Here is a 20,559-nt window from a genome sequence, read left to right as displayed (position 1 = left end):
CCCGGTTTTAGGGTGGTGCTATGAGGACGCCGAGCGTTTACGTCGCGGAGGAGCTGATGCCCTACCTGCGCGCCAGGATAGCTGAAGGCCTCTACCGGGCGGGAATGCGGCAGTCGGGGATAGGTGAATACCTCGGCATAACCCAGGCGATGGTAAGCAAGTACCTGGCGGGCAAATACAAGCGCCCCCCGGCCGAGGTCGCGGAAAAGCTTGACGAGATAGCTGGGGAGGCGATACGGCTGATTCTCTTCGGCGGTAAGAAGGAGGAAGCTATAGCTCTCGTTTCCAGGAGGATTTTCGAGCTGTTTCAGACCGGCTTCCTGTGCCGCTTTTACTCTGCATACTCCGGGGTGAGCGAAGAGACCTGCCGCTCGATGTTCTCGGTTCAGGGGAACAGGGCAGAGGTGATAGAGGTTCTCAACCTGGCCCTCGGAGAGCTTGCCAAGATTAGGGGATTCCCCAGCCTCATTCCGGAGGTTAGGAGCAACCTTGCCTATGCCCTTCCATCTCCGCGCGGCCCGGAGGACGTGGCCGCTGTTCCTGGCAGGATAACGGCCGCGAAGGGAAGGATCTTCTACCTCCCGCCGGAGTTCGGGGCGAGTCACTTTACCGCTGGTATACTGGTCGAGCTCGCCTCCATCAGGCCGGAAATCAGGAGCGTCCTCAACATCAGGCACGGTGGGGACGTCGAGACCGCCCTGGGGAGGGCCGGCTTCAAGGTCTGCCGGGTGAGGACCGGCGGGCTGGAGGAGAACGAGGCGGTCAGGGTCATCGCGGGGGCTCTTGGAGAACGGCCCTGCGATGCGGTCATAGACGAAGGCGGGCCGGGTGTTGAGCCGCTGGTTTACATCTTCGGGGAAAGCCCGATGGAGGTCGTGGAGAAGGTCAGGAGGCTCATCGGTGCGCTGGAGGAGTGACGGCCCCCTACTGGCTTATCTGGTCCTTCTTTTTATCCTCAACTGCCTTCCCCCGTTGGGGGCGGCGACAAGCTTGCCCACCTCATTATGTTTCTATTCCTGGGCTTCCTCGGCTTTAGAAAATAGGAGTCCTTCTTCCCGTTCTCACCAGGCTTCTCCAGCTTCGGGTCTCAGGAAGGACGTTCTCCCCCGCTGACATGGCGGCAAACTTAATAGGCTTCTCCGCTGGAGTTCTGCTCGGGTGGTTGTATGAGGGTCGTGACGAGGGAGTTGAGGTTTCAGACGGAGGGCGAGATTGACCTCGTTGATATAACCGCGGAAGTAGAGAGGGTAGTTAAGGAGTCTGGGATAGAGAACGGGCAGGTTCTGGTCTTCGTTCCCGGAGCGACCGGGGCCATAGTCACGATAGAGCACGAGTCCGGCCTTCTTGAGGACTTCAGGAGAGCACTTAAGGAGCTTATACCTAAAGGCAAGGGTTACCTCCACGACAGGATAGACGATAACGCCCACAGCCACCTCCGCGCTACGCTCCTCGGGGCGAGTGAGTGTTTCCCCGTCGTTGACGGCAGGCTCGTGAGGGGCACGTGGCAGCAGATCTTCTTCGTCGAGCTGGACGTGATACCGAGGCACAGGAGGGTCATCGTTCAGGTGGTTGGGGAGTGAGGACTCCCGGCTCTCACACCTTTATAAACCTTGAGAAGTGGGAGTTCTCAGAGTTTTAAAAAGGGAGCTCAGGTCTTGATGGAGTTTTCTGCCTTATCGCTTTTTCTTGAGCCGGACAGAATAAGGGGGTAATAACCCGCCCAAGTTCATTGACTCCGCCCTCGGCGGTGCTCCCCGGGCAAATTTACTTGGGTGTCATGCCTAAAAGGCTTCCGGTTCCCTTTCGTAGCGATGCTCGCGCTTGATGACGAAGTAGTAAACAGCCGCGCCGATCGGCCCCAGGAGGAAGGCGACGGTTATCCAGATGACCTTCTCCACCCCAGGCATTCTCTTCTGCCTGGTCACCGAGTCGAGGGTTACCCAGACGATTGAGAGGAGCATTGAGATGCTGTAGATAAACAGAAGAACCCCGGTGTAGTTGGCGTTTGACATGAAAACCACCGGAAGAATGATTAAAAATGGAAAAGGTCACTCCTTCTTGAGCTTCTCGCACTTCTCGACGAACTCCTTGAGAATGTCCCTGAGCTTCGGCTCGCCGATCTCCTCAAGCTCGTAGCGGACGCGAACGGCCGGCTTGTTGAGCTTCATGACGCGGCGGAGGTCGATGGGGGTACCCATGATGACGACGTCTGCATCTGCGCGGTTGATGGTCTCCTCAAGCTCCTTGATCTGCTTGGCGCCGTAGCCCATGGCCGGCAGGATAACGTCAAGATGGCTGTACTTCTTGTAGGTCTCAACGATCGAGCCGACGGCGTAGGGCCTCGGGTCGACTATCTCCTTAGCCCCGTACTTCTTGGCGGCTATGTAGCCGGCACCGTACTTCATGCCACCGTGGGTGAGGGTCGGACCGTCCTCAACGACGAGAACGCGCTTGCCCTTTATCAGCTCCGGCTTGTCCACGTAGAGCGGTGAGGCACCATCGATGACGATGGCGTTCGGGTTGACCTTCTCGATGCTCTCGCGGACCTTCTGAATGTCGTCCCTGTTGGCGGTGTCTATCTTGTTGATGATTATGACGTCAGCGGCGCGGAAGTTGGTCTCACCCGGGTGGTACTTGAGCTCGTGGCCGGGCCTGTGCGGGTCGGTGACGACTATCCAGAGGTCCGGCTCGTAGAACGGGAAGTCGTTGTTTCCGCCGTCCCAGAGGATTATGTCGGCCTCCTTCTCGGCCTCGCGGAGGATCTTCTCGTAGTCAACGCCGGCATAGACGACCATGCCCCTGTCGATGTAGGGCTCGTACTCCTCGCGCTCCTCGATGGTGCACTCGTGCTTGTCGAGGTCCTCATAGCTGGCGAAGCGCTGGACGACCTGCTTCCTGAGGTCACCGTAGGGCATCGGGTGCCTTATGGCAACGACCTTGTAGCCCATTTCCTGGAGGATCTGGGCGACCTTCCTGCTGGTCTGGCTCTTTCCACAGCCGGTTCTGACTGCCGTAACCGCTATGACGGGCTTGGTGCTCTTCAGCATGGTGCTCTTCGGTCCAAGGAGCCAGAAGTCGGCTCCAGCGGAGTGAGCCCTGCTCGCGAGGTGCATGACGTGCTCGTGGGAGACGTCTGAGTAGGCGAAGACGACGATATCGATGTCGTGCTCCTTGATGATCTTCTCCATATCGTCCTCGCTCCAGATGGGGATTCCGTTCGGGTAGAGCTCGCCGGCGAGCTCGGGCGGATAAAGCCTGCCCTCAATGTCGGGAATCTGAGTTGCGGTGAAGGCCACAACCTCGTACTCGGGGTTGTCCCTGAAGAACACGTTGAAGTTGTGGAAGTCCCTACCAGCGGCGCCCAAAATGAGAACCCTCTTTCTCTTCTTTTCGGCCATGTTGACCACCTCAAAAGCTGTTAATTCGGCACTGGTGTATCGTTTTTGGCATTTATAACAGTTTTTGTTTAATGGTGCAAGCTTCTGGCGTGAATTATTCGGAACGGCCCTCAGCAAACTGAAAAACATTCAAGCACCGCTGGATAATCTCCGTCTGAATTTACCTGTGGGGTTAATAACCTGCACTGCCATTCCCTAACGTCCACAATCGTTAATAAGCCCTCCGAGAATATGGAACGATGCCTATGTCGTCGGTTGAGGTCAGGACTCACACGGCCCTGCACGTCGTTAAGGGGGCGGTCGTTAAGGTTCTCGGCGAGGGGGCGAAGTGGACGGCGAGCGTTTACGTTGACGGGAACCACGGGAGGCTGACGGTCAAATTTGGGCGAAAGCCAACGCCTGAGGAAATCGCCGAGATAGAGCGCCTTGCCAACGGGAAGGTGAGGGAGAACGCTCCCATCGAGGTCTATGAGCTGCCCAGGGAGGAGGCTGAAAAGCGCTTCGGCGAGGACATGTACGACCTCTTTCCAATCCCACCGGAGGTTAAAACGCTGAAGGTGGTCGTCATCGAGAACTGGAACGTGAACGCATGCAACAAGGAGCACACGAAAACCACTGGCGAGATAGGGGAGATAAAAATCAGAAAGGTTCGCTTCAGGAAGAGCAAGGGGCTGCTTGAGATAAGCTTTGATGTCCTTTAGTTCTTCCTCACCCACAGCGCCCCCGCCATGCCGAAGTAGGTAGGACATGCGTAGGCGGAGCTTTTCAGTTTGAATTCAGCCTTTCTCATCGCGCCGAGCATTATCAACATCTGCCAGTAGCTGTCCACCAAGGCGTTTCTGACGAGCTCCTCCGGAACGCTGGGGAGTTCATCGAGGCGGTTCTCGTTGATTAGCTCCATTATCAGCCTGTCGTACTCCTCGCTCTCCTTTCTGTAGCCGTAGGGACCGTTCGGATCGTGGGCGTGTCCGTGGTCTGCGCTGACTATCAGCGCGACCCTCTTTTCCTCTCCCTCAACGACCTCCCCGAGGACATCTCCGAACTTTATGAGAGTCTCCCTCGACACTCCCCTGGTGGGGGTCATGAGAACCAGCGGTTTCCTCTCAAGGAACTGGAGCGGGATCAGCTCCCCCCAGCTCAGGGGCCATCTTGAATACTCCCCCCTCAGCGAGGCGAAGTTCAGGTCAACGACGGGCATTCCTGCCTCTTTCTCCGCGCGGTAGATTTTTTCGGCCAGCTCAACGTCGGTCTCCCACTCTCCGGGCAGCTCCTTCCCCTCGAAGCCGAGCCACGAGACGAGATGCTCCGCCATTACAACCCCGAGGTGGTCGCTCATCCTCACGTTGTGCGGGCTTATCAGGACGTAGGAATCGACGCCCTTGAACTCCTCGCCGATTCCCCTCAGAACCTCCGCCAGCTTCCGCGTTTCCTCGTCTGGGGGCTCAAGAACCGGGTTCCCGTGGGGCATCAGGCCTATTCCGACGAGCATTCCCATCACCTCAGACATTCCTCAAGTCTTTCGAGGGGGCATTCCCTTACCTCCCCGGTCGGCGCGTTTCTCAGAGTTCTCAAACCCGAACCGGTGAGAATGGAGACGACCTTTGCCCCCTCCGGCAGGTCGAGCTTTCTCAAAGCGGCCACCCCTGTGGCGCTCGCGGGCTGGACGAAGAGGCCCTCGCGGGCGAGCTTCCTCTGGGCCTTAAGGATTTCCCCGTCGCTCACCGAGACGCAGCCCCAGCCGAACTCCCGGAGGAGCTTTAGAACCGCGTTCCCGCTCGGCGGGTAGGGGTTGGCTATTGCCTTGGCTATTGTTTTCGGGTTGTCAAAGTGCTCTATTTTCGTTTTCCCTTCCCTGAAGGCCCTGCATATCGGCGAACAGCCCTCGGCCTGAACCGCGATTAGCTTCGGGAGCTCCCCAACAAGCCCGCTCTCGTGGAGCTCAAGGAAGCCCTTTGCTATTCCGCGGAAAAGGCCCCCCGAGCTCGTTGGAATCAAAACGTAGTCCGGTGTCAGCTCTTCCGCTATCTCGAAGGCGATGCCTTTGTAGCCCTCTATCCTGAAGGGGTTGTCCGAGTTGATGAAATAAACGCCCAGCCTTTTCCCCAGCTTCAGGCTCTCGAAGTAGAGCTTTCCATAGTCGCCGCGAACCCTGATGACGTCCCCGCCGTAGACGGAAACTGCTTTGAGCTTCTCGTCGCCCGCGCTCTCTGAGACGAGTATCTTCGCCTCCAATCCAAAGCGGGAGGCATAGGCCGAGACGCTCGCTGCCATGTTGCCGGTTGATACCGTTCCGACCGCCCTGTAACCGGCCCTGAGGGCGTAGCTCATCGCCAGAAAAGTCCCCCTGTCCTTGAAGCTCCACGTCGGGTTCACCGTCTCGTTCTTGAGGTAGAGCCTTATTCCAAACTCCTCTCCGAGCCTCGACCTCACTAGCGGCGTGTCTCCCTCTCCGAGGGAAAGCTCAAGGGCCGGCTCGACAGGCCAGAAGTCCCAGAAGCGTTCCCAGACTGTCCTTCCGATGTAAGGCTCCCCTGTGAAGGGCTCGAACTCCACCGGCTCGCCGCACTCGCACCTCTGAACCGGTTCGTCGTAGGTCTTCCCGCAGATTGGGCAGACGAGCTTCACGTCACTCCCTCCTTTCGGCGATCAGGAGAACGGAGCTTCCATCAATCCTTATCGTGTAGTTCGCGTAGGTGTTGCCCTCCGCGAGCCTGGAGAGGGTCTCTCCGAAGGTCTTTGAGGCGTTCTCGTTTGAGAACTCGACCTTCCAGAGGAGGACGTAGACCGTTCCATTGGTAGTTAGGACGAGGCGGTCCCCGAGCCATGCACTAGAGACGTTCCATGCGCTCTCGTTGCCGAGCTTCGCCACGTCCCGCAGGAGGACGTAGACGTAGAACGCCCCCAGTCTATCGTCTCTCAGAACCTGAACGCCGGCGGGAACATCTAACTGAACGCTTGCAGGCGTGAAGCCCTCCAGGTAGAGTTCGGGCTTCATCACCTCGAGCGCCGTTTCGGGATATCGCTCGTAGGCCTCGTTAACGAGCTCCCAGCCGCCTTTCTCGTAGAGGTACCTCACGAGGTGGTCGCCAAAGACGTAGGGGAAGATGTGGAGGTCGGTCAATGGCTCCCCGCTCAGGGAGCGTATCTTGTGTATCGGAATCCCGTTCCTCTCGCAGTAGATGTCCGCGACGAGGTCGGCGTCGCCCTCTATCAGTGCCTTGGCCGCCAGGGAACCGTCGAAGGTATCCGAGCCGTACCTCGCGTCGAACCACTGCTTTTGAAGCACGTGGGTCAGCTCATGGGCCATCGCCCTCTTCGCCGTGTCGGGATCGCCGATGAAGTTCTCCTGGATAACGTATATCGTGTTGCCAGAGGTCGCGGCTATCCAGCCGGCGCTTCTCCCGGATTCCTCCTTGACGTACTGGTAGTCCGGTGGGAGGAGAAGCGTCATCTTGTAAACGAGCTCTTCCCGGTGCATTCTCTCGAGGTCAGCCTTCCCGGGCTTCCACATTCTGAGCGCCTCGTGCCGGGTTATGACGATTACCGTGGGCTTTTCCTTGAACATCAGCCCCCTTATCTCCTGGACCTGCTCGATTATCTCGCCTATCTGCTCCATAACCGCCTCGGAGCTGAATCGCCCTTCGAGTAGCGCGGCGGTGTAGAGGGAAGCCGCAAGAAGGCCGATGAGAACCGCCGAGAGAACCTTTCTTCCAGGCTCAGCCATGGTGGGAGATAGGAGGGGAAGTTAAAAAGGGCTTTGGTGCAACCGTTGAACTGTTCACTCTTTGAACTCAACGAACTCCTCCTTCATGCCGTCCTTCGTGATGACGACGACCTGAACCTTCCTGCTGCCGGTGTAGACGTCCCTCTTGCCGGCAGTCCTGACGGCCCTGATGGCGAGCTCCCTCGCCTCCTCGACGCTTATGTCCTTCTTGAAACCGTCCTCAAGGACGGCTATGGCGAAGGGACTGCCGGAGCCAGTCGCCGTGTAGTCATCGAAGATTAACCCCCCCATCGGGTCGAGGTTGGCAAGGGTTGGCTCCTCGACGTAGCCCCCTATGATTATCTGGACGAGGTAGGGGAACCACTTGTTCTCGTTGAGTATGTTGCTGAGCAGGTTGGCCATCGCCCTGGTGCTCATGGGCCTGTTCCAGGTGAACTGGTAGTACCTCGCCTCCGCCTCGAGCATCCTCGCGAGGGCCTGCACGTCGCCGACGCTTCCCGCGGTGGTTATGGCAATTCTGTCGGTGATCGGGACTATCTTCCTGATGTTCAGCGTTTCGACCATGTGGTCGAGGGAAGCCTGAGTATCCGCGGCCAGAACGACACCGTCCCTGGCCTTTATTCCCACGGTGGTGGTGCCGGTTTTCTTCGTTTCCATTCTCTCACCCCTAACCCTTCTTCTCACGCCGGGTTTTAAACCTTTGCTAGACGCTGGCGAGAAGAACCCTGTGGCCGTCCACCTCCGCTATCTTGGCCTTTCCATGTGGACGTCTTCAGTTATCCAGCGTTCTAGCCCCCTGGACGTCTCTGCCGGTGCTCCTGCACCCTAAAAATAGGGAATGGAGATTTAGTCTCCTTCTCTTCCCCATGGGTTCGTGGAGTCCACGCATACCCCCGTTCTTGGGTTGCACGGTGGTGAGGGTACCTTGCCGTCGGTTACGACACCGAACACCAGTGGAACCGTTACCCTCGCCCCATTTCCTTCACGCCTCACTTTCAGAACACTGTACATAGCATAGCAGCTCTTCCTGCTATCCACGCTTAACGTGTACGCCACTTCTGACTTGGCATTGTTGTGCTTGTGGAATCCAATTGTGATGCTCAAAGCGTTGGCGAGTTTTCCCAGCTGGGGATTTGTATTGGCCAGGTACCTGCCCGCCAAGGAACCAATTGGAATGCTGAAGCTGGAGCTTGATTTAAAGCTATCGCTTTGGGTTTGCCACACGGATATGGCGAGTTTTGATGTGCGGGGAGGTATCGGGGTCCTATTCCACTCACAGTCCTTTGGGATTGCCCATATGTTTGGAGTTGCGGTAATTTTGGGGGGATTGCTTCCGGGGGACTCCGTGGTAAGCTTGCGGCCATCGTTTGACTCCACGATTTTATACTCTCCCGTGCTGTGGATTTTCATTAGGTACGTCTGCGCTATCTGAATGTCGGTGTACTTCCTCGTAACCTTGTCGTACGCCGGAACTTTGGCGTGGGCCACAATGTACTCCACCCTGATGTTGAGATACCTCTCCCAGTCATCGGAGTTGATTGGGAGATTTCCGTCGCTGTAGTATCCAACTTTCAGTTCCCACCCTCTGAAGTGTTCTCCTATTGTCGTGCTGAGTACTGTGAAGGGCCCCGCGTCAATTCCAACCGTCCAGTAGCTGTATGTGCTCTCACTGAGATGCAAAAGCCAGTTGTAGTTAACTCTCTCTGCGGCCCAATTTTCGATTTTCAATCCCATTACTGAGACCCATTCGTTGAAGGTTTTTGACGTTGCCCTGCTGTCAAAATGAAGACTCCACTGTGGATCGATGCAGTACCTTCCTCCAAAGTCTATCCAGCCCCGTGGACATGAGCCCTTTGCCTGAACCTGATAGTCTCCCTTCAGGTTCAGCGTCTTTTCGCTTTCGAGCTTGATTCTGCTTGAAGTTATGCTTTTCACTCCCAGCTTTCCGTCCTCCGTGATGTAGAGTATTAGGGGAGTTGGTGGGGCGTAGAGGGCTTTCTCGTCCGTTGAGAGTTCCTTTATCCACTCGTGCCTGGGTACTTTGACAAAGGTCGGGAAGAAGCCGCCGGCTTTTCCCTTCTTCAGCACTTTAACGCTTCCGTTGGGCAGGGGATAGTAGATGATGTAGTTGCCCGAGCCTTCGATCCTGTAAACATCGTAGCCGAGTACCCTGGTTACGGAGTTTTCGCTGCCTGCCGTGTAGTTCAAAGCCCCTACTGTGGTTCCTCCCAGGAGGATCAACACTAAAACTACTAACAGAGGTTTCTTGCTCTCCATTATTGATCCCAATATTAATTGCTTTATGCTAGCCTATAAAATTTACTTTCAAAGCTTAGAAAACCTGGTGAGCCTTTCGTTCGTTTGGGGCCTGAGTAGTAGGTAGGAAAATAATGCAACTGGCCTCCCTTCCGGCCATCTCTTATACTGGCTTTCAAATCCCCGCTAGAAGAACCCTGTGACCGTCCACCTCAGCTATCCTTGCCTTCACGCCGTAGACCTCTTCGATAATATCCGGCTCCAGCTCGCCCGGCTTCCCCTCCCAGTACTTTTCTCCTTCCTTCAGGAGGACCAGCCTGTCCGCGTAGCGGAGCGCTAAATTCAGATCGTGGAGAACGGCCACGATTATCTTCTCCTCCTTGAGGCCCTTCAGCAGCTCCATCACCATGAGGGCGTGGTTTATATCTAAGTGACTCGTCGGCTCGTCGAGGAGTATGGCTTTGCTCCCTTGAGCTAGGGCCCTCGCTATCAGCGCCAGCTGGTACTCGCCGCCGCTCAGGTTCGTTACCGGCTCCCTCCTGCGCCCCCAGAGGCCTACCCTTTTGAGCGCCCCCTTGACGTCGCCCCTCGTGACGTAGGCTCCCATCTCCACGAACTCCTCTATTGTGAAGGCAAACTCCGGAAAGGAACTCTGGGGGACGTAGGTTATAAGCCTCGCCCGCTCCGCTGGCTTCATGGCCATTAATTCCTTCTCCCCGAGCCTCACCTCGCCCCTCGGGGGGAGTATCCCGACGAGGCACTTGAGAAGTGTGCTCTTTCCGGCGCCGTTGGGTCCTATCACGACCATCAGCTCCCCAGTCCCGGCCTCTATCTCGACGCCCCTAAGAACCTCTCGCTCACCGTACGAGAAAGAAACCCTCGCCTTCAGCTTCATGAGTACAGCTCCCCCCTCTTGTGCTTCATTAGGAGGTAGAGAAAGAAGGGCGCGCCCATCAGGGCAGTGATTATGCCCACGGGGAGCTCCGCTGGCCTCGCGAGGATTCTCGCAAGGAGGTCTGCAACGACGAGGAGTGTCCCGCCGAAGAGCGCGCTCGCGGGGGTCAGCTCGCGGTGGTTTGGACCGAGGAGGAGGCGCATTATGTGGGGGCTGACTAGACCGATGAAGCCTATTATTCCAGCCGTTGAGACTGCGAAGGCCGTGAGAAGGGCTATGGCTACGATGAAAAGCTTTCTGTAGAGGTGCAGGTCAAGGCCGAGGGCTATGCTTTCCTCTCCGAGGAGGATAAGGTTCAGCTCGCGCCACTTCCAGACGAGGAAGCCAACACCGAGGAGTGCAACGATGAACATTTCACCCACGTCTCTCCAGCTCGACCCGTTGAAGGTGCCCATGAGCCACATCCAGGTCACGTGGGCCCTCTCGCCCTGGCTGATGATGAGGTACCAGGTCACCGCTCCGGCCAGGAAGCCGTAGGCTATCCCCGCCAGCAGGAGCGTATCGACCGGCACCCTTCCATCAACCTTGGAGACGGTGTAGACTATGAACACCGAGAGCAGGGCCGAGGCCAGGGCCAGGCCGCCCATATGCTGGGGCGCGTAGATAGCCCCTAGCGCCGCACCTATGCCCGCCCCCGCGCTGACGCCGATTATGTACGGGTCAGCGAGAGGGTTCCTGAAGAGGGCCTGACTCGCCACGCCAGCGGAGGCCAGCGCGGTGCCCACTAGATAAGCCAGTAGAACCCTCGGGAGGCGGAGCTCCCAGATTATGACGAAGTACCTCGGCTTCTCGCCGGGAGAAATTCCTGGGAAGAAGGCGGACAGGGTCGATTTTATCCCGTAGGCTATGCCTGCCGTCACGTCCGAGGGGCTGAGGCTAACGGAGCCGACGTAGGTGCCCAGGAAGAGGGAAACCACTGAGAGCAGTGCCAGCCCTGGGAGCCACTTTCTCATGGAGTCGGATTATTTGTCCAGGCGTTTAAAGGTTTTGGGTGTTCCGGAGGGAAACGATAAATAGTTCCGGAGTGTAAGTTCCATGGGGTGGTTAAGATGCGGAGGATCCACGCGCTCTTCGTATCATTGCTGCTGCTGGCTTCTGTTTTGCCCGCCGCGGCTCCAGCCGTGGTGGTGACGGCCCCCAGGCCTCCCCTGATCATCGTTGGCAATCCCCCCGCCGGACACTCCGTGGCGCCCTACACCGATTACACCGTCTATTTCCTCGTGGCCGATGACTACGGCGTCACCACAGGCTCGGGCAGGATAGCGGCCTACTACAGGATAAACGGCGGCGAGTGGAAGGAGGCTTACCTCAAGACCACCGCCGAGAACCCTGTGGTGGCATCTCTGAGGGCGAGGTTCTACGGGGAGAGCCAGAACTTCTACGTCTTCTACCGCAGGTTCACCATACCTGGCCTTCCTCCCGGGAGCAGGGTTGAGTTCCGCGTGGAGGCAACCGACGTTGAGGGGCACACCTCATACAGCCCGGTTTACACCTACTACGTCGTCAATCCCCAAAGCCCGAGGGTTCTCGTAGTGGATCCGTCGGTGGACGCGGTGGGCTTCCTTCCGTATCTCGACTCGATAGAGGGGCAGCTGAACGTTTCTCGGGATTACTACCACTACAACCTGTCCGACGTCGAGGCCGTGGCGGGGCCGCTGGGTAGGGTTAAGGGCGATCTCTTCACCGTCCACCGCTGGGAGCTCCTGGCTGGGGAATACAACATCAGCGTCGTTTCACCCAGCGAGCTGAGAAAAGCTCTCGAGGATTTCGAACCCCAGGTCGTGATACTCTCTAACCTGTGGCTCCCGGAGTGGGGGCTGAGCGGAGAGGATATGAAGGCCCTCCACGATTACCTCCACCTCAACGGGGCGGGCCTCATCGTGACGTCCGGAACGCTCCTCGACTCCACGAACCCCCAGCACATAGGAACTCCCGGAAACATCAGCGTGGCTTCAATGCTCCGCATGGAGCCCCTCCAGCTTGCTCTGGCCGTTCGGAAGGCTCTCAACGTGAGCGACGTCCCGCTCATGGTGATGAACGTGAACACGGGCTATCCGCTGACCCTCTCCAGGAAGGGTCCCTTCGACGGCGGCCGCCTGGAGGTGAACGTTTCGACCACCGTTGGCTGGCAGTACTACCTCCCTGCCCAGGCCAGGGGAATCGCCGATAGGAGCGTGGAGCTGTTTATCCGGGAGAACGGAAGGGCTGTGCGCGAGATGGAGGAGGCGGTGGCCAACCTGACCGGTGCGAGGTTCAACTTCTCGATGACGTTCGCCATGGCGGGAGCACTCGCGAATATGGAGGTGGTAGACGGCGGAGTCCTCGTGACCTACGGTGGCCTCTCAGTCACACTTCCCCTGGAGGGAAAGCTCCTTGAAAGGGTGAGGCTTCTCCACACTCTCCGGGAGCGCTATCCCGTAATCCTCGCCCGCACTGACGACTACAGTGCTGCCATACTGGCCAGCGACGGTGATTACCGCGCGGTTTACAGCTCCCTTGAGCTTGAAGCCGGTGGCGAGACGGAGTTTGGCATTCTGAGGGATCTGGTAGACTGGGCAATGAAGCCCTCTCCCCAGATGCCCGAGGTCGTCGTCCTCTCCAACGACATCGACTGGAACATAAAGGGTCGCCTCCTGGCCTCCCAGCTCCAGGCTCTCGGCTTCACCGTCACCAGGGTCACCGCGGAGGACTTTGAGTCGCGCAGGGACGCGAAGGTCGTCCTTATCCTTGGGGGGCCTGACGCCTACGACGGGGTTGGAGACTACGTCAGGCAGGTGCTCAGCGCTGGGGAGCAGGAGGCTGTGAGAACCGGCAGGAGGGGAGTTTTCGCCAAGACGGACGTCTGGAGCGGTGGACAGGTGGTGATAGTGCTCGCCGGCAGGGACAGGTGGGGAACGGGAGAAAAGATAAAGGCCTACATGGAAGGGGTCGATTTCGGATACGCGGAGCTGCTTGCGGGGTTCGCGGCCCTGATCTGATCCCGCTTTTCTGTTTTCTTTAGCCCCGTGTGGTCTTTTGAACAAAAATCAGCCAGGAATCCGGTCATCATCTCGCCCTCAGTTTCGAGAGTGCTCATCACGCCGGGGTGGCCACCCCGGTTTGGGATTCTCCCCGGGCCTTAAAAGCTTTGATGGGCCAGTTTATAATCATCAAATCGAAAAATTTTTATACTACAAGTTGTTTGCTCTCCTCGATGATGACAATGGAACGCAGAAAAGCTGTTGCGTTAATTCTCGGCCTCTTGATGGTAGGGTTCTCCCTGTGGGTAGTTTTCAGTACGCCGGTTGAGGCGAGCGACTACACGAGTGTTAATGTTGCCTATTGCCGAACCCTGCCGTTCAAGGGGCCGGAAGCCAGGATCATCGTTCCGAGTAAAGGCCTCAACACCGTCACCGTTCTTGGAATGCTCCCCAATGGCACGCCGATTGACCTTGGAACTTACGCTGGCAGGGATTCAATCAAGCTGGACTACAGGCGGATCGAGAAATACCTTCGGACCTGGGAGGAACACCTCGAAAAAACCGGAACTGACCCGTCTCTCGTGAACCCCGGAGTGGTTCTTCTCGGCACGAGCCACAAAAAAGACGGACTTTACTATTTTGTCAAGGGTGTGCCCTTGAACCTCAGGGAAGTTATAAGGGGGAGGAGCTTCAAGGTTTCAGTTGTCGATGACTTCCGCCTCATCTTATCCTCCAAAGGGCTTGAGCAGTTAGAGTCCGTCAAAGTGAATGACGTTACTGGAAAGACCGCCCGCGTTGAGTCTTTCCCGCCTAGATCCTTCCCGGAGGAGTGCTACCCGGGCCCATATGGCACATCGGTCTGCTTTGACTGGGTGCTTGAGAAGGTTTACGACACGGAGGACAACACCGTAATACCGCTCGCCGTTGCTTTTCTAAACGGCGACGTTAATGAGATTGACGACGTGTACCTAAGGGAGAGGTTTCAGTCGTCCAGGGTTTTAGGCGTGGAGATAGGCTTTTCTGCCGTTGCGGCGGTTGATAGGAGCGGTACCGGGGCAAGTTATGAGGCTCAAATAGCAGGAATGGTCTACACGCTGAAAGGAGACCATCTGTGGCTTAAAAAGAGCGTCAGGTTTAGGGGAGAGGACATAAGAAGGCCGACTGTAGTCGGGATCGGAATAAAGGGAGACATTGCCCTTGCCAAATATCGCCTGTACGGGCCTTATGGGCCGTTAAAGACCACGATGTACGTCGTAATGGCTCAACCGGAGATAAGGAACGGGAAGCTGGTTCCCGCGTGGGGCAAGGAGGAAGGGACCCCTTCCAGGTACGGAAGAACCTTCAGGAAGGCTATGTACTATATCGAGCGCTATTGGGATGTGGGCTTCACGGTGAAGTCAAAGGACTTCATTGAGGTTAACAATTTTGATGTTTCGCAGAGCGTATCAACTCTGCCACTCTTCAGCCTTGCCGCACCGGTGCTGCCAAAGCTCAACGGCCCGCTGGGAACCGATGTTTATCCGATATTGCTGTCAGCCGGTGTTGGAATAACTAAGTATCGCTCTGAGTATTCCTACGTGGGAATTACTGTAGGGCTTGAACATAGCTATAGAGTGGTCTCCGGCACTTTCTACAAGAGTCCGGTTCGCTTCGAGTACAACGGAAACGAGTACTGGCTCAGCTCGATGTACGCGGACGTTACAGTGCTTCCCTCCTTTAACCCAGGGTGCGACCCACGTACCGGGGTTTGTCCTGAAAATGGAGAAACTCCAGGGGGCTAATGTTCCTGCTATGTTTTTCCCTTTTTTCGGAGGGGCTAAACATTAAAAGCTCCGGGGCGTAGGTTATAACATGAGCGTCTCCGTCAGGCAGTTTGGGGGGAGGATCCCCCTGGCGATGGTGGCTATAAGGCCAGCAAAGCTCTTTGACATTCCCGACGTGGTGAGGATAGAGCGTGAGTCTTTCCGGGAGGAGTACCCCCGTGGCGTGTTCCTGGTTTTCCTCGAGAACAACCCGGACACTTTCCTGGTGGCCGAGTACAACGGAAAGGTGATAGGCTACGTTATGGGTTACCTCCGGCCAGATTTGGAGGGTCACATAATGAGCATAGCCGTTGATCCAGCTTACCGGGGTAACGGCATAGGCTCCGCCCTTCTCACCGAGGTCATCGAAAGGCTAATAAGCAAGGGCGCGCGCTACATCGGCCTGGAGGTTCGCGTGAGCAACGAAAAGGCCATAAGGCTCTACGAGCGCCTCGGCTTCAGGAAGATAAAGAGGATAATCGGCTACTATGCCGACGGCGAAGATGCTTACTACATGCTAATGCCCGCGGAGGAGTGGGGTGGGAGGAATTGAAGGAGCCGATAGTCTTTCAGCTCAGCGGCGACAGGGTCTTCAGCGAGCGCGAGAAGGCGATAAACCAGTTCTACAACAAGCGCTATTTCGGGGAGGTCGTGAACGGGAAGCTCTTCCTGTCTCTCATAGAGGCCGCCTACCTGATGGAGAAAGGAAAGATAAGGGTCTTCGACGGTGACAGGGAACTCTCCTTCCGCGAGCTGGTTGAGCTCGGCAGGAAGCGCGACGACCAGTTCGACATAAAGCTCCTCGTTTACACCGACCTGCGCGACAGGGGCTACACGGTGAAGTCCGCCCTCAAGTTCGGCTCCCATTTCCGCGTTTACAGGCGTGGAATGGACGAGCACTCCCAGTGGCTGATATGGGTTGTCCCGGAGAACCTTCGCTTCAGTCCAAACGACATTACCGCCCGCGTCCGTGTCGCCCACGGCGTCAGAAAGAACATGGTCATGGCGGTTGTTGATGAGGACAACGACGTGGTGTACTACAAGGTTGAGTGGGTGAAGTTTTGACCTGGGGCTTAAATAGCGGAAGGATTTTCATGAACAAGTCTGTTTCGGTAACACCTGCTAAGGAGGCCCCTCATAAAAAATGCAAAAGGGAGGACTAAGCACTTATTGGGGGTGGCAACAATATGAACAAAACCACCCCAATGCTGAAAGACATTATATAAGCACTTATACCCGCGTGGGGTCTGAGCCTCTTTCCAAGGAGGTAAAACGACAGTCCCCAAGCCCCTATGATAAGAAGACCTTCGATTCCACGCTGGAAATATAGAGGGACATAGAGGTAGTCAACCAGCCGGATCATCGTTATTACCCACCCTGTATACAGGAGGGGAAACAGGGAAAGTACCGGGTCTATCTCGTGTTTGTTCAGCTTGAAAATACGAAGCGTTAGCTTAATCCCCAGTACCCAGAGGAAAACCCTAAAAATCGCGCTTATTACCAAAATTGTGGGCACTTCATAGAACCCTGCAAGCTCAAGGGCGAGCACATGGGGAGTATAGAGGGAAACGGCGATGGTAACAATCCGGGAGAAGGAGAGTGGGGAATAAAACGCCAGAAATACGTACAACAAGAGCAGTACCATAAATCCCACGATATTTTTTGAGTACCCGTTTTCACCAGCAATCAAGGCTAGGGAGATTGATAGGAAAACCAATATCGCTAGTGAAATGGTAAAAACGCTGTATATGGCTGCAAAATTAGTTTCTCTTTCTTGTCTGGCCTGTCCTTGAAGATACTCCTTGAGGGCTTCTCTACTTTTACTGGCTAATAGGATCCCCGTTACTAAAGTTGTCGGGAACAGAATATACTGCGGAAGCCCTGCTTTAGGTAGATAGGGGGTAATAAAAATAAGTAAAAGAAGCATTTGAAATAGAATGGGGGCCTTCAATGTTTTCGTTCTCACGACTTACACCTCAGTGATTTTTATGTAGTCATAACTGACCCCTGAAGCTCCTAGCAAGCCAGTAAGAGCTCCTGCAACTCCCGCTAGTACATAACCCAAGAGTGTTCCTCCGAGGTTGCTTAAAAATGTATCAATTTCATCGTAGGTGTTTGCCCCAATCACTAGTATACCATAGCTTTTCCCCTTTCCTTTTGAGAACTTAATCGGAACTTTAAATGAAGACATGGCCCAACCGCTGTTCTCGATCTTGAACTTATGGAACGGTTTGCCCCATTTCTTCGTTGTTCCTTCATATCTGACCTCGTTCCACTTCCATTCCATCTCATTGGGGTATAACGTAACACCGCTTTGAACCCCTATCCAGACCCGATATCCTCCGATTGGCAACTTTCCGATGCCCACCACTAGTGAAAGTTTGCTTCCGTGTTTCACCTTGTAATGTTTGTATGCAAAGAATATCAAATGTATTATGCGCTTATCCTGAATGCCACTTCCAGTAAGGTATGCTTCCAGAGCGGCTCCGGGCGTTACTGACTGGGGTTTAATGCTCCCTCCCATTTCTTGCTGTTCGTTGTAGATACTTGGAATTGCCATTGCACTCCCCGCTGTCACTCCAATCATCAGCAGTCCCAACAGGACCGCGAACAGTGGCTTCCATCGCATGGAGTTTCACCTCTGCAATGGTATATGCAATACTAGTTGTCAACTTCTCTTTATAACTTTTTCCTTTTACTTAAAGTAATGGTTCTTTCTTTTTTTCGAATGCAAATTTATTCTAACGTGATTTTTCCTCTTGGAACTCCCCAAGAGAAGCCTGAGTAAAAGAGTTGCATGATGATACAATCGAAATCCACAAAGACCCTCATCGAAGGGTGAGGCAATAAAAAGGGAAGGGACAACGAACGACGAACTCACTTCAAGAACCCGGTCTTCTTCCCGAGGTCTTCGAAGGCGTCGATGACGTACTGGAGGTCCTCCTTGCTGTGGCCGGCCGATGGCTCGAGCCTTATCCTCGCGGTTCCGAGCGGGACGGTCGGGTAAACTATCGCCTGCGCGAAGATGTTGTACTCCTCGTAGAGCCTCCTGCTGAACTCCTGGGCGAGCTTCTCGTCGTAGAGCATGACCGGCGTAATCGGGTGCTTGGTGTTGCCGAGGTCGTAGCCTAACTCGCGGAGCCCGTTCTGGAGGAAGTGGGTGTTGTCCCAGAGCTTTTTAACGAGCTCATCGCTCCTCTGGAGTATCTCGACGGCGGCTATGGCAGCTGCGACGTCGGGCGGGTTGGGCGCGCTGGAGAAGAGGAACGGCCTCGCCCTCTGGCGGAGGTAGTCTATGGCCTCCTCCGGGCCGGCGACGTAACCTCCAATGACGCCGAAGGCCTTGCTGAGCGTTCCCATCTCGAAGTCAACCCTGTCGTGGAGTTTGAAGTGGTCCACGATACCCCTTCCGTGCTCTCCGAGGACGCCCTCACCGTGGGCGTCGTCGATGTAGATTATCGCGTCGTACTGCTCCGCCAGCTCGGCCATCTCGGGGAGCGGGGCAAGGTCACCGTCCATCGAGAAGACACCGTCGCTGACGATGATTTTCTTCTTCTTGTCCTTGTTCTCCTTGAGGCGCTTCTCGAGGTCCTCCATGTCGATGTGCTTGTAGATCACCTTCGGCGCGCCGCTGAGGCGCATTCCGTCTATGATGCTCGCGTGGTTGAGCTCCTCGCTGATGAAAACCCCGTCCTCGCCCTTCCTGAGGAGTGCACTTATAGCTCCCAGGTTCGCGTTGTAACCGCTCTGGAGGAGTATGGCAGCTTCCCTCTTCTTGAACTTAGCTAATTTCTCCTCTAGCTCGACGTGGAGCTCCATCGTTCCGGCTATGGTCCTGACGGCACCGGCACCGACGCCGTAGTCGAGAATGGCCCTTATCGCGGCGTAGCGGATCTCCGGGTGGGCCGCTAAGCCGAGGTAGTTGTTGGAGCACATGTTGAGAACCTTCTTCCCATCAACGACAACCCAGGGGCCCTGGGCGCTTTCAAGCTTCCTTATGGTCACGTAGAGTCCCTTGTCCTTGAGCTCCTGAAGCTCCTCCTTAATCCAGTCAAGCTTCCCCATGAGAACCACCGGTTGTAGTTGGACACCGGAGTATAAAAGTTTTGCAGTGAACCCGTTAGTGCAGTCTGATTATTGCCACGAGAAGTGCTAAAAGGGCCAGCGCAAAACTTCCGCCGATTTCCAGCCTGTAGTCGTGCCTCTTATCTGGATACCTTTCGATTAACTTTGCCTTTACCCTAAAATTTCTCGGCCCGATAACGGTAATCGACAACCCCCACCCCCTTCTGGAGAGCGGGTAGAATGGTGGGATAACGCCGGTGAAGAAGTCGAGGAAGAGGTGGCTCGCCCAGCCGAGGGCAAAGAGCAGGGGGAGGCCTTTGAGGAGGTAACCGGCCAGCAGGGCGGGCAGAAGCGCCAAGAGGGAATGGAAGTAGGAGCGGTGTTCTTCAGCTAGGGCGTCCAGGTCGGGAAAGACAGCACCGATGGTTAGGGCAACCAGCGCCCCGACTTTTGGCTCCGGAGCGAGTGCCAGATAAACCAAGCTCGGAATCGAGGCGTGCTCAAGCGGGTCCATGGCAAAGCCCTTAAACTCTTGGCTCTCATAAAGGTTTAGGTGGAAATCCATGTCGGCGGAGATTCAGGAGGTTAAGATCCTCGAGAAACCCTGGGTTGAGAAGTACCGGCCCCAGAGGCTCGACGACATCGTCGGTCAGGAGCACATAGTCAAGAGGCTCAAACACTACGCTAAAACCGGTTCCATGCCGCACCTTCTCTTCGCGGGCCCGCCCGGTGTCGGGAAGTGCCTCACAGGGGACGCGAAGATCATCGCCAACGGCGAGCTGACGACGATCGGGGAGCTCGTTGAGAGGATCGGCAACGGCAGGTTCGGGCCAACCCCGGTTAAGGGCCTTAAGGTTCTTGGCATTGACGAGGACGGCAGGCTTAGGGAACTTCCCGTGGAGTACGTTTACAAGGATAAGACGAACGAGCTTGTCAGGATAAGGACGGGGCTCGGGAGGGAGCTCAAGGTAACGCCCTACCACCCCCTCCTCGTTAACAGAAAGAACGGCAGAATCGAGTGGGTGAAAGCGGAGGAGCTGGAACCTGGCGACAGGCTCGCCGTCCCGCGCTTCCTCCCCGCGGTTCTCGATGAGGACCCGCTCGCCGAGTGGCTCGGATACTTCATAGGCGACGGTCACGCCGACGCGCAGAGCAACGTCATAACCTTCACGAACACGGACGCAAAGCTTAGAAAGCGCTTCATGGAGCTTACGGAGAGGCTCTTTCCAGATGCAAAAATTAGGGAGAGACTCCACAGAAACCGCGCGCCCGACGTCTACGTGAACTCGAAGATGGCCAAGGAGCTCGTCAAAGGCCTCGACCTCGCTGGCAGAAAGGCCGACAGAGTTTACATACCCCCCCGGGGGTGGAGGGGCCTAGATCGGAAGAGCGTCGGGTA

21 protein-coding genes are annotated in these 20,559 nt (G+C 56.1%); 8 read left to right on the top strand and 13 right to left on the bottom strand.

Translation table 11 applies throughout. The features are described 5' to 3' along the window. Window positions 1-20: 20 nt before the first annotated feature. Together E3E27_RS07605 and E3E27_RS07600 are read left to right on the top strand one after the other, a co-directional pair. On the top strand, window positions 21-917 hold the full coding sequence (locus tag E3E27_RS07605; protein ID WP_167774121.1) for a thiamine-phosphate synthase family protein: 897 nt from the start codon (window positions 21-23) through the stop codon (window positions 915-917). A 249-nt stretch (window positions 918-1,166) separates the two neighbouring features. After that, window positions 1,167-1,580 carry a secondary thiamine-phosphate synthase enzyme YjbQ gene (locus tag E3E27_RS07600; RefSeq protein WP_167774120.1) on the top strand — a complete coding sequence of 138 codons (414 nt, stop codon included), beginning with the start codon at window positions 1,167-1,169 and terminating at the stop codon, window positions 1,578-1,580. Between the two features lie 201 nt (window positions 1,581-1,781). Here E3E27_RS07600 and E3E27_RS07595 read toward each other — a convergent pair whose 3' ends face one another. Together E3E27_RS07595 and E3E27_RS07590 are read right to left on the bottom strand one after the other, a co-directional pair. Further along, window positions 1,782-2,012, bottom strand: coding sequence for a PLDc N-terminal domain-containing protein (locus E3E27_RS07595; protein ID WP_167774119.1), 231 nt, complete (start codon window positions 2,010-2,012; stop codon window positions 1,782-1,784). Window positions 2,013-2,048: 36 nt separating this feature from the next. Then, window positions 2,049-3,398 (bottom strand): cyclic 2,3-diphosphoglycerate synthase, encoded by a 1,350-nt coding sequence (locus E3E27_RS07590; protein ID WP_014789131.1) that lies wholly within the window; start codon window positions 3,396-3,398, stop codon window positions 2,049-2,051. 245 nt (window positions 3,399-3,643) lie between these two features. Here E3E27_RS07590 and E3E27_RS07585 point away from each other — a divergent pair, with 245 nt between their 5' ends. Continuing rightward, window positions 3,644-4,099: an alanyl-tRNA editing protein gene (locus E3E27_RS07585; protein ID WP_167774365.1), complete on the top strand. Its 456-nt coding sequence runs from the start codon at window positions 3,644-3,646 to the stop codon at window positions 4,097-4,099. Here E3E27_RS07585 and E3E27_RS07580 read toward each other — a convergent pair. The 7 genes from E3E27_RS07580 to E3E27_RS07550 form a co-directional block, all read right to left on the bottom strand. Continuing rightward, entirely contained in the window at window positions 4,096-4,887 is a 792-nt protein-coding gene (locus E3E27_RS07580) for an extradiol dioxygenase (RefSeq protein WP_167774364.1), read from the bottom strand. The genes E3E27_RS07585 and E3E27_RS07580 overlap by 4 nt on opposite strands. 5 nt (window positions 4,888-4,892) lie before the next feature. Further along, complete coding sequence (thrC, locus tag E3E27_RS07575; protein ID WP_167774118.1) at window positions 4,893-6,023, bottom strand: threonine synthase; 1,131 nt, start codon at window positions 6,021-6,023, stop codon at window positions 4,893-4,895. Window position 6,024: 1 nt separating this feature from the next. Further along, entirely contained in the window at window positions 6,025-7,122 is a 1,098-nt protein-coding gene (locus tag E3E27_RS07570) for a DUF4157 domain-containing protein (protein ID WP_167774117.1), read from the bottom strand. Between the two features lie 54 nt (window positions 7,123-7,176). Beyond that, on the bottom strand, window positions 7,177-7,779 hold the full coding sequence (gene psmB / locus E3E27_RS07565; protein ID WP_167774116.1) for an archaeal proteasome endopeptidase complex subunit beta: 603 nt from the start codon (window positions 7,777-7,779) through the stop codon (window positions 7,177-7,179). A 189-nt stretch (window positions 7,780-7,968) separates the two neighbouring features. After that, window positions 7,969-9,411, bottom strand: a complete 1,443-nt coding sequence (locus E3E27_RS07560) for a hypothetical protein (protein ID WP_240910700.1) — start codon at window positions 9,409-9,411, stop codon at window positions 7,969-7,971. Between the two features lie 142 nt (window positions 9,412-9,553). Next, complete coding sequence (locus E3E27_RS07555) at window positions 9,554-10,273, bottom strand: ABC transporter ATP-binding protein (RefSeq protein ID WP_167774115.1); 720 nt, start codon at window positions 10,271-10,273, stop codon at window positions 9,554-9,556. Continuing rightward, window positions 10,270-11,286: an iron ABC transporter permease gene (locus E3E27_RS07550; protein WP_014789138.1), complete on the bottom strand. Its 1,017-nt coding sequence runs from the start codon at window positions 11,284-11,286 to the stop codon at window positions 10,270-10,272. The genes E3E27_RS07555 and E3E27_RS07550 overlap by 4 nt, the downstream gene beginning before the upstream one ends. Before the next feature lie 96 nt (window positions 11,287-11,382). On the opposite strand from E3E27_RS07550, the gene E3E27_RS07545 reads away from it, so the two are divergent. From E3E27_RS07545 to endA, 4 genes are all read left to right on the top strand, one after another. Next, window positions 11,383-13,311, top strand: coding sequence for a hypothetical protein (locus tag E3E27_RS07545; protein WP_167774114.1), 1,929 nt, complete (start codon window positions 11,383-11,385; stop codon window positions 13,309-13,311). Between the two features lie 215 nt (window positions 13,312-13,526). After that, window positions 13,527-15,074 (top strand): protein cytosolic protein, encoded by a 1,548-nt coding sequence (locus tag E3E27_RS07540; RefSeq protein ID WP_240910699.1) that lies wholly within the window; start codon window positions 13,527-13,529, stop codon window positions 15,072-15,074. A gap of 70 nt (window positions 15,075-15,144) precedes the next feature. Continuing rightward, entirely contained in the window at window positions 15,145-15,648 is a 504-nt protein-coding gene (gene rimI, locus E3E27_RS07535; protein ID WP_167774113.1) for a ribosomal protein S18-alanine N-acetyltransferase, read from the top strand. Beyond that, window positions 15,645-16,160: a tRNA-intron lyase gene (endA, locus tag E3E27_RS07530; RefSeq protein WP_167774112.1), complete on the top strand. Its 516-nt coding sequence runs from the start codon at window positions 15,645-15,647 to the stop codon at window positions 16,158-16,160. Before rimI ends, endA begins: the two co-directional genes overlap by 4 nt. A 94-nt stretch (window positions 16,161-16,254) precedes the next feature. On the opposite strand, the gene E3E27_RS07525 is transcribed toward endA, so the two are convergent. The 4 genes from E3E27_RS07525 to E3E27_RS07510 form a co-directional block, all read right to left on the bottom strand. Next, on the bottom strand, window positions 16,255-17,061 hold the full coding sequence (locus E3E27_RS07525; protein WP_167774111.1) for a hypothetical protein: 807 nt from the start codon (window positions 17,059-17,061) through the stop codon (window positions 16,255-16,257). Between the two features lie 3 nt (window positions 17,062-17,064). Next, complete coding sequence (locus E3E27_RS07520) at window positions 17,065-17,724, bottom strand: hypothetical protein (protein WP_167774110.1); 660 nt, start codon at window positions 17,722-17,724, stop codon at window positions 17,065-17,067. Window positions 17,725-17,972: 248 nt separating this feature from the next. Next, window positions 17,973-19,160 carry a glycine C-acetyltransferase gene (locus E3E27_RS07515; protein WP_014789143.1) on the bottom strand — a complete coding sequence of 396 codons (1,188 nt, stop codon included), beginning with the start codon at window positions 19,158-19,160 and terminating at the stop codon, window positions 17,973-17,975. A gap of 55 nt (window positions 19,161-19,215) precedes the next feature. Next, window positions 19,216-19,674 carry a metal-dependent hydrolase gene (locus E3E27_RS07510; protein ID WP_240910698.1) on the bottom strand — a complete coding sequence of 153 codons (459 nt, stop codon included), beginning with the start codon at window positions 19,672-19,674 and terminating at the stop codon, window positions 19,216-19,218. A gap of 49 nt (window positions 19,675-19,723) precedes the next feature. Here E3E27_RS07510 and E3E27_RS07505 point away from each other — a divergent pair. Further along, on the top strand, window positions 19,724-20,559 hold an 836-nt coding region (locus tag E3E27_RS07505; RefSeq protein ID WP_305793606.1), incomplete at its 3' end, for an LAGLIDADG family homing endonuclease.

The organism is Thermococcus sp. MV11, assembly GCF_012027285.1.
Lineage (GTDB): Archaea > Methanobacteriota_B > Thermococci > Thermococcales > Thermococcaceae > Thermococcus > Thermococcus cleftensis.
This window is presented reverse-complemented; position numbering and strand designations above follow the sequence as displayed.

What these genes read in the sequence shown, in the direction of transcription:
- E3E27_RS07585 (WP_167774365.1), top strand. Translation starts at nt 3,644, where the DNA reads ATGTCGTCGGTTGAGGTCAGGACTCACACGGCCCTGCACGTCGTTAAG.
- E3E27_RS07555 (WP_167774115.1), bottom strand. Translation starts at nt 10,273, where the DNA reads ATGAAGCTGAAGGCGAGGGTTTCTTTCTCGTACGGTGAGCGAGAGGTT.
- E3E27_RS07590 (WP_014789131.1), bottom strand. Translation starts at nt 3,398, where the DNA reads ATGGCCGAAAAGAAGAGAAAGAGGGTTCTCATTTTGGGCGCCGCTGGT.
- E3E27_RS07580 (WP_167774364.1), bottom strand. Translation starts at nt 4,887, where the DNA reads ATGCTCGTCGGAATAGGCCTGATGCCCCACGGGAACCCGGTTCTTGAG.
- E3E27_RS07595 (WP_167774119.1), bottom strand. Translation starts at nt 2,012, where the DNA reads ATGTCAAACGCCAACTACACCGGGGTTCTTCTGTTTATCTACAGCATC.
- E3E27_RS07600 (WP_167774120.1), top strand. Translation starts at nt 1,167, where the DNA reads ATGAGGGTCGTGACGAGGGAGTTGAGGTTTCAGACGGAGGGCGAGATT.
- E3E27_RS07570 (WP_167774117.1), bottom strand. Translation starts at nt 7,122, where the DNA reads ATGGCTGAGCCTGGAAGAAAGGTTCTCTCGGCGGTTCTCATCGGCCTT.
- E3E27_RS07540 (WP_240910699.1), top strand. Translation starts at nt 13,527, where the DNA reads ATGATGACAATGGAACGCAGAAAAGCTGTTGCGTTAATTCTCGGCCTC.
- E3E27_RS07545 (WP_167774114.1), top strand. Translation starts at nt 11,383, where the DNA reads ATGCGGAGGATCCACGCGCTCTTCGTATCATTGCTGCTGCTGGCTTCT.
- E3E27_RS07515 (WP_014789143.1), bottom strand. Translation starts at nt 19,160, where the DNA reads ATGGGGAAGCTTGACTGGATTAAGGAGGAGCTTCAGGAGCTCAAGGAC.
- E3E27_RS07605 (WP_167774121.1), top strand. Translation starts at nt 21, where the DNA reads ATGAGGACGCCGAGCGTTTACGTCGCGGAGGAGCTGATGCCCTACCTG.
- E3E27_RS07510 (WP_240910698.1), bottom strand. Translation starts at nt 19,674, where the DNA reads ATGGACCCGCTTGAGCACGCCTCGATTCCGAGCTTGGTTTATCTGGCA.
- E3E27_RS07550 (WP_014789138.1), bottom strand. Translation starts at nt 11,286, where the DNA reads ATGAGAAAGTGGCTCCCAGGGCTGGCACTGCTCTCAGTGGTTTCCCTC.
- E3E27_RS07520 (WP_167774110.1), bottom strand. Translation starts at nt 17,724, where the DNA reads ATGCGATGGAAGCCACTGTTCGCGGTCCTGTTGGGACTGCTGATGATT.
- psmB (WP_167774116.1), bottom strand. Translation starts at nt 7,779, where the DNA reads ATGGAAACGAAGAAAACCGGCACCACCACCGTGGGAATAAAGGCCAGG.
- rimI (WP_167774113.1), top strand. Translation starts at nt 15,145, where the DNA reads ATGAGCGTCTCCGTCAGGCAGTTTGGGGGGAGGATCCCCCTGGCGATG.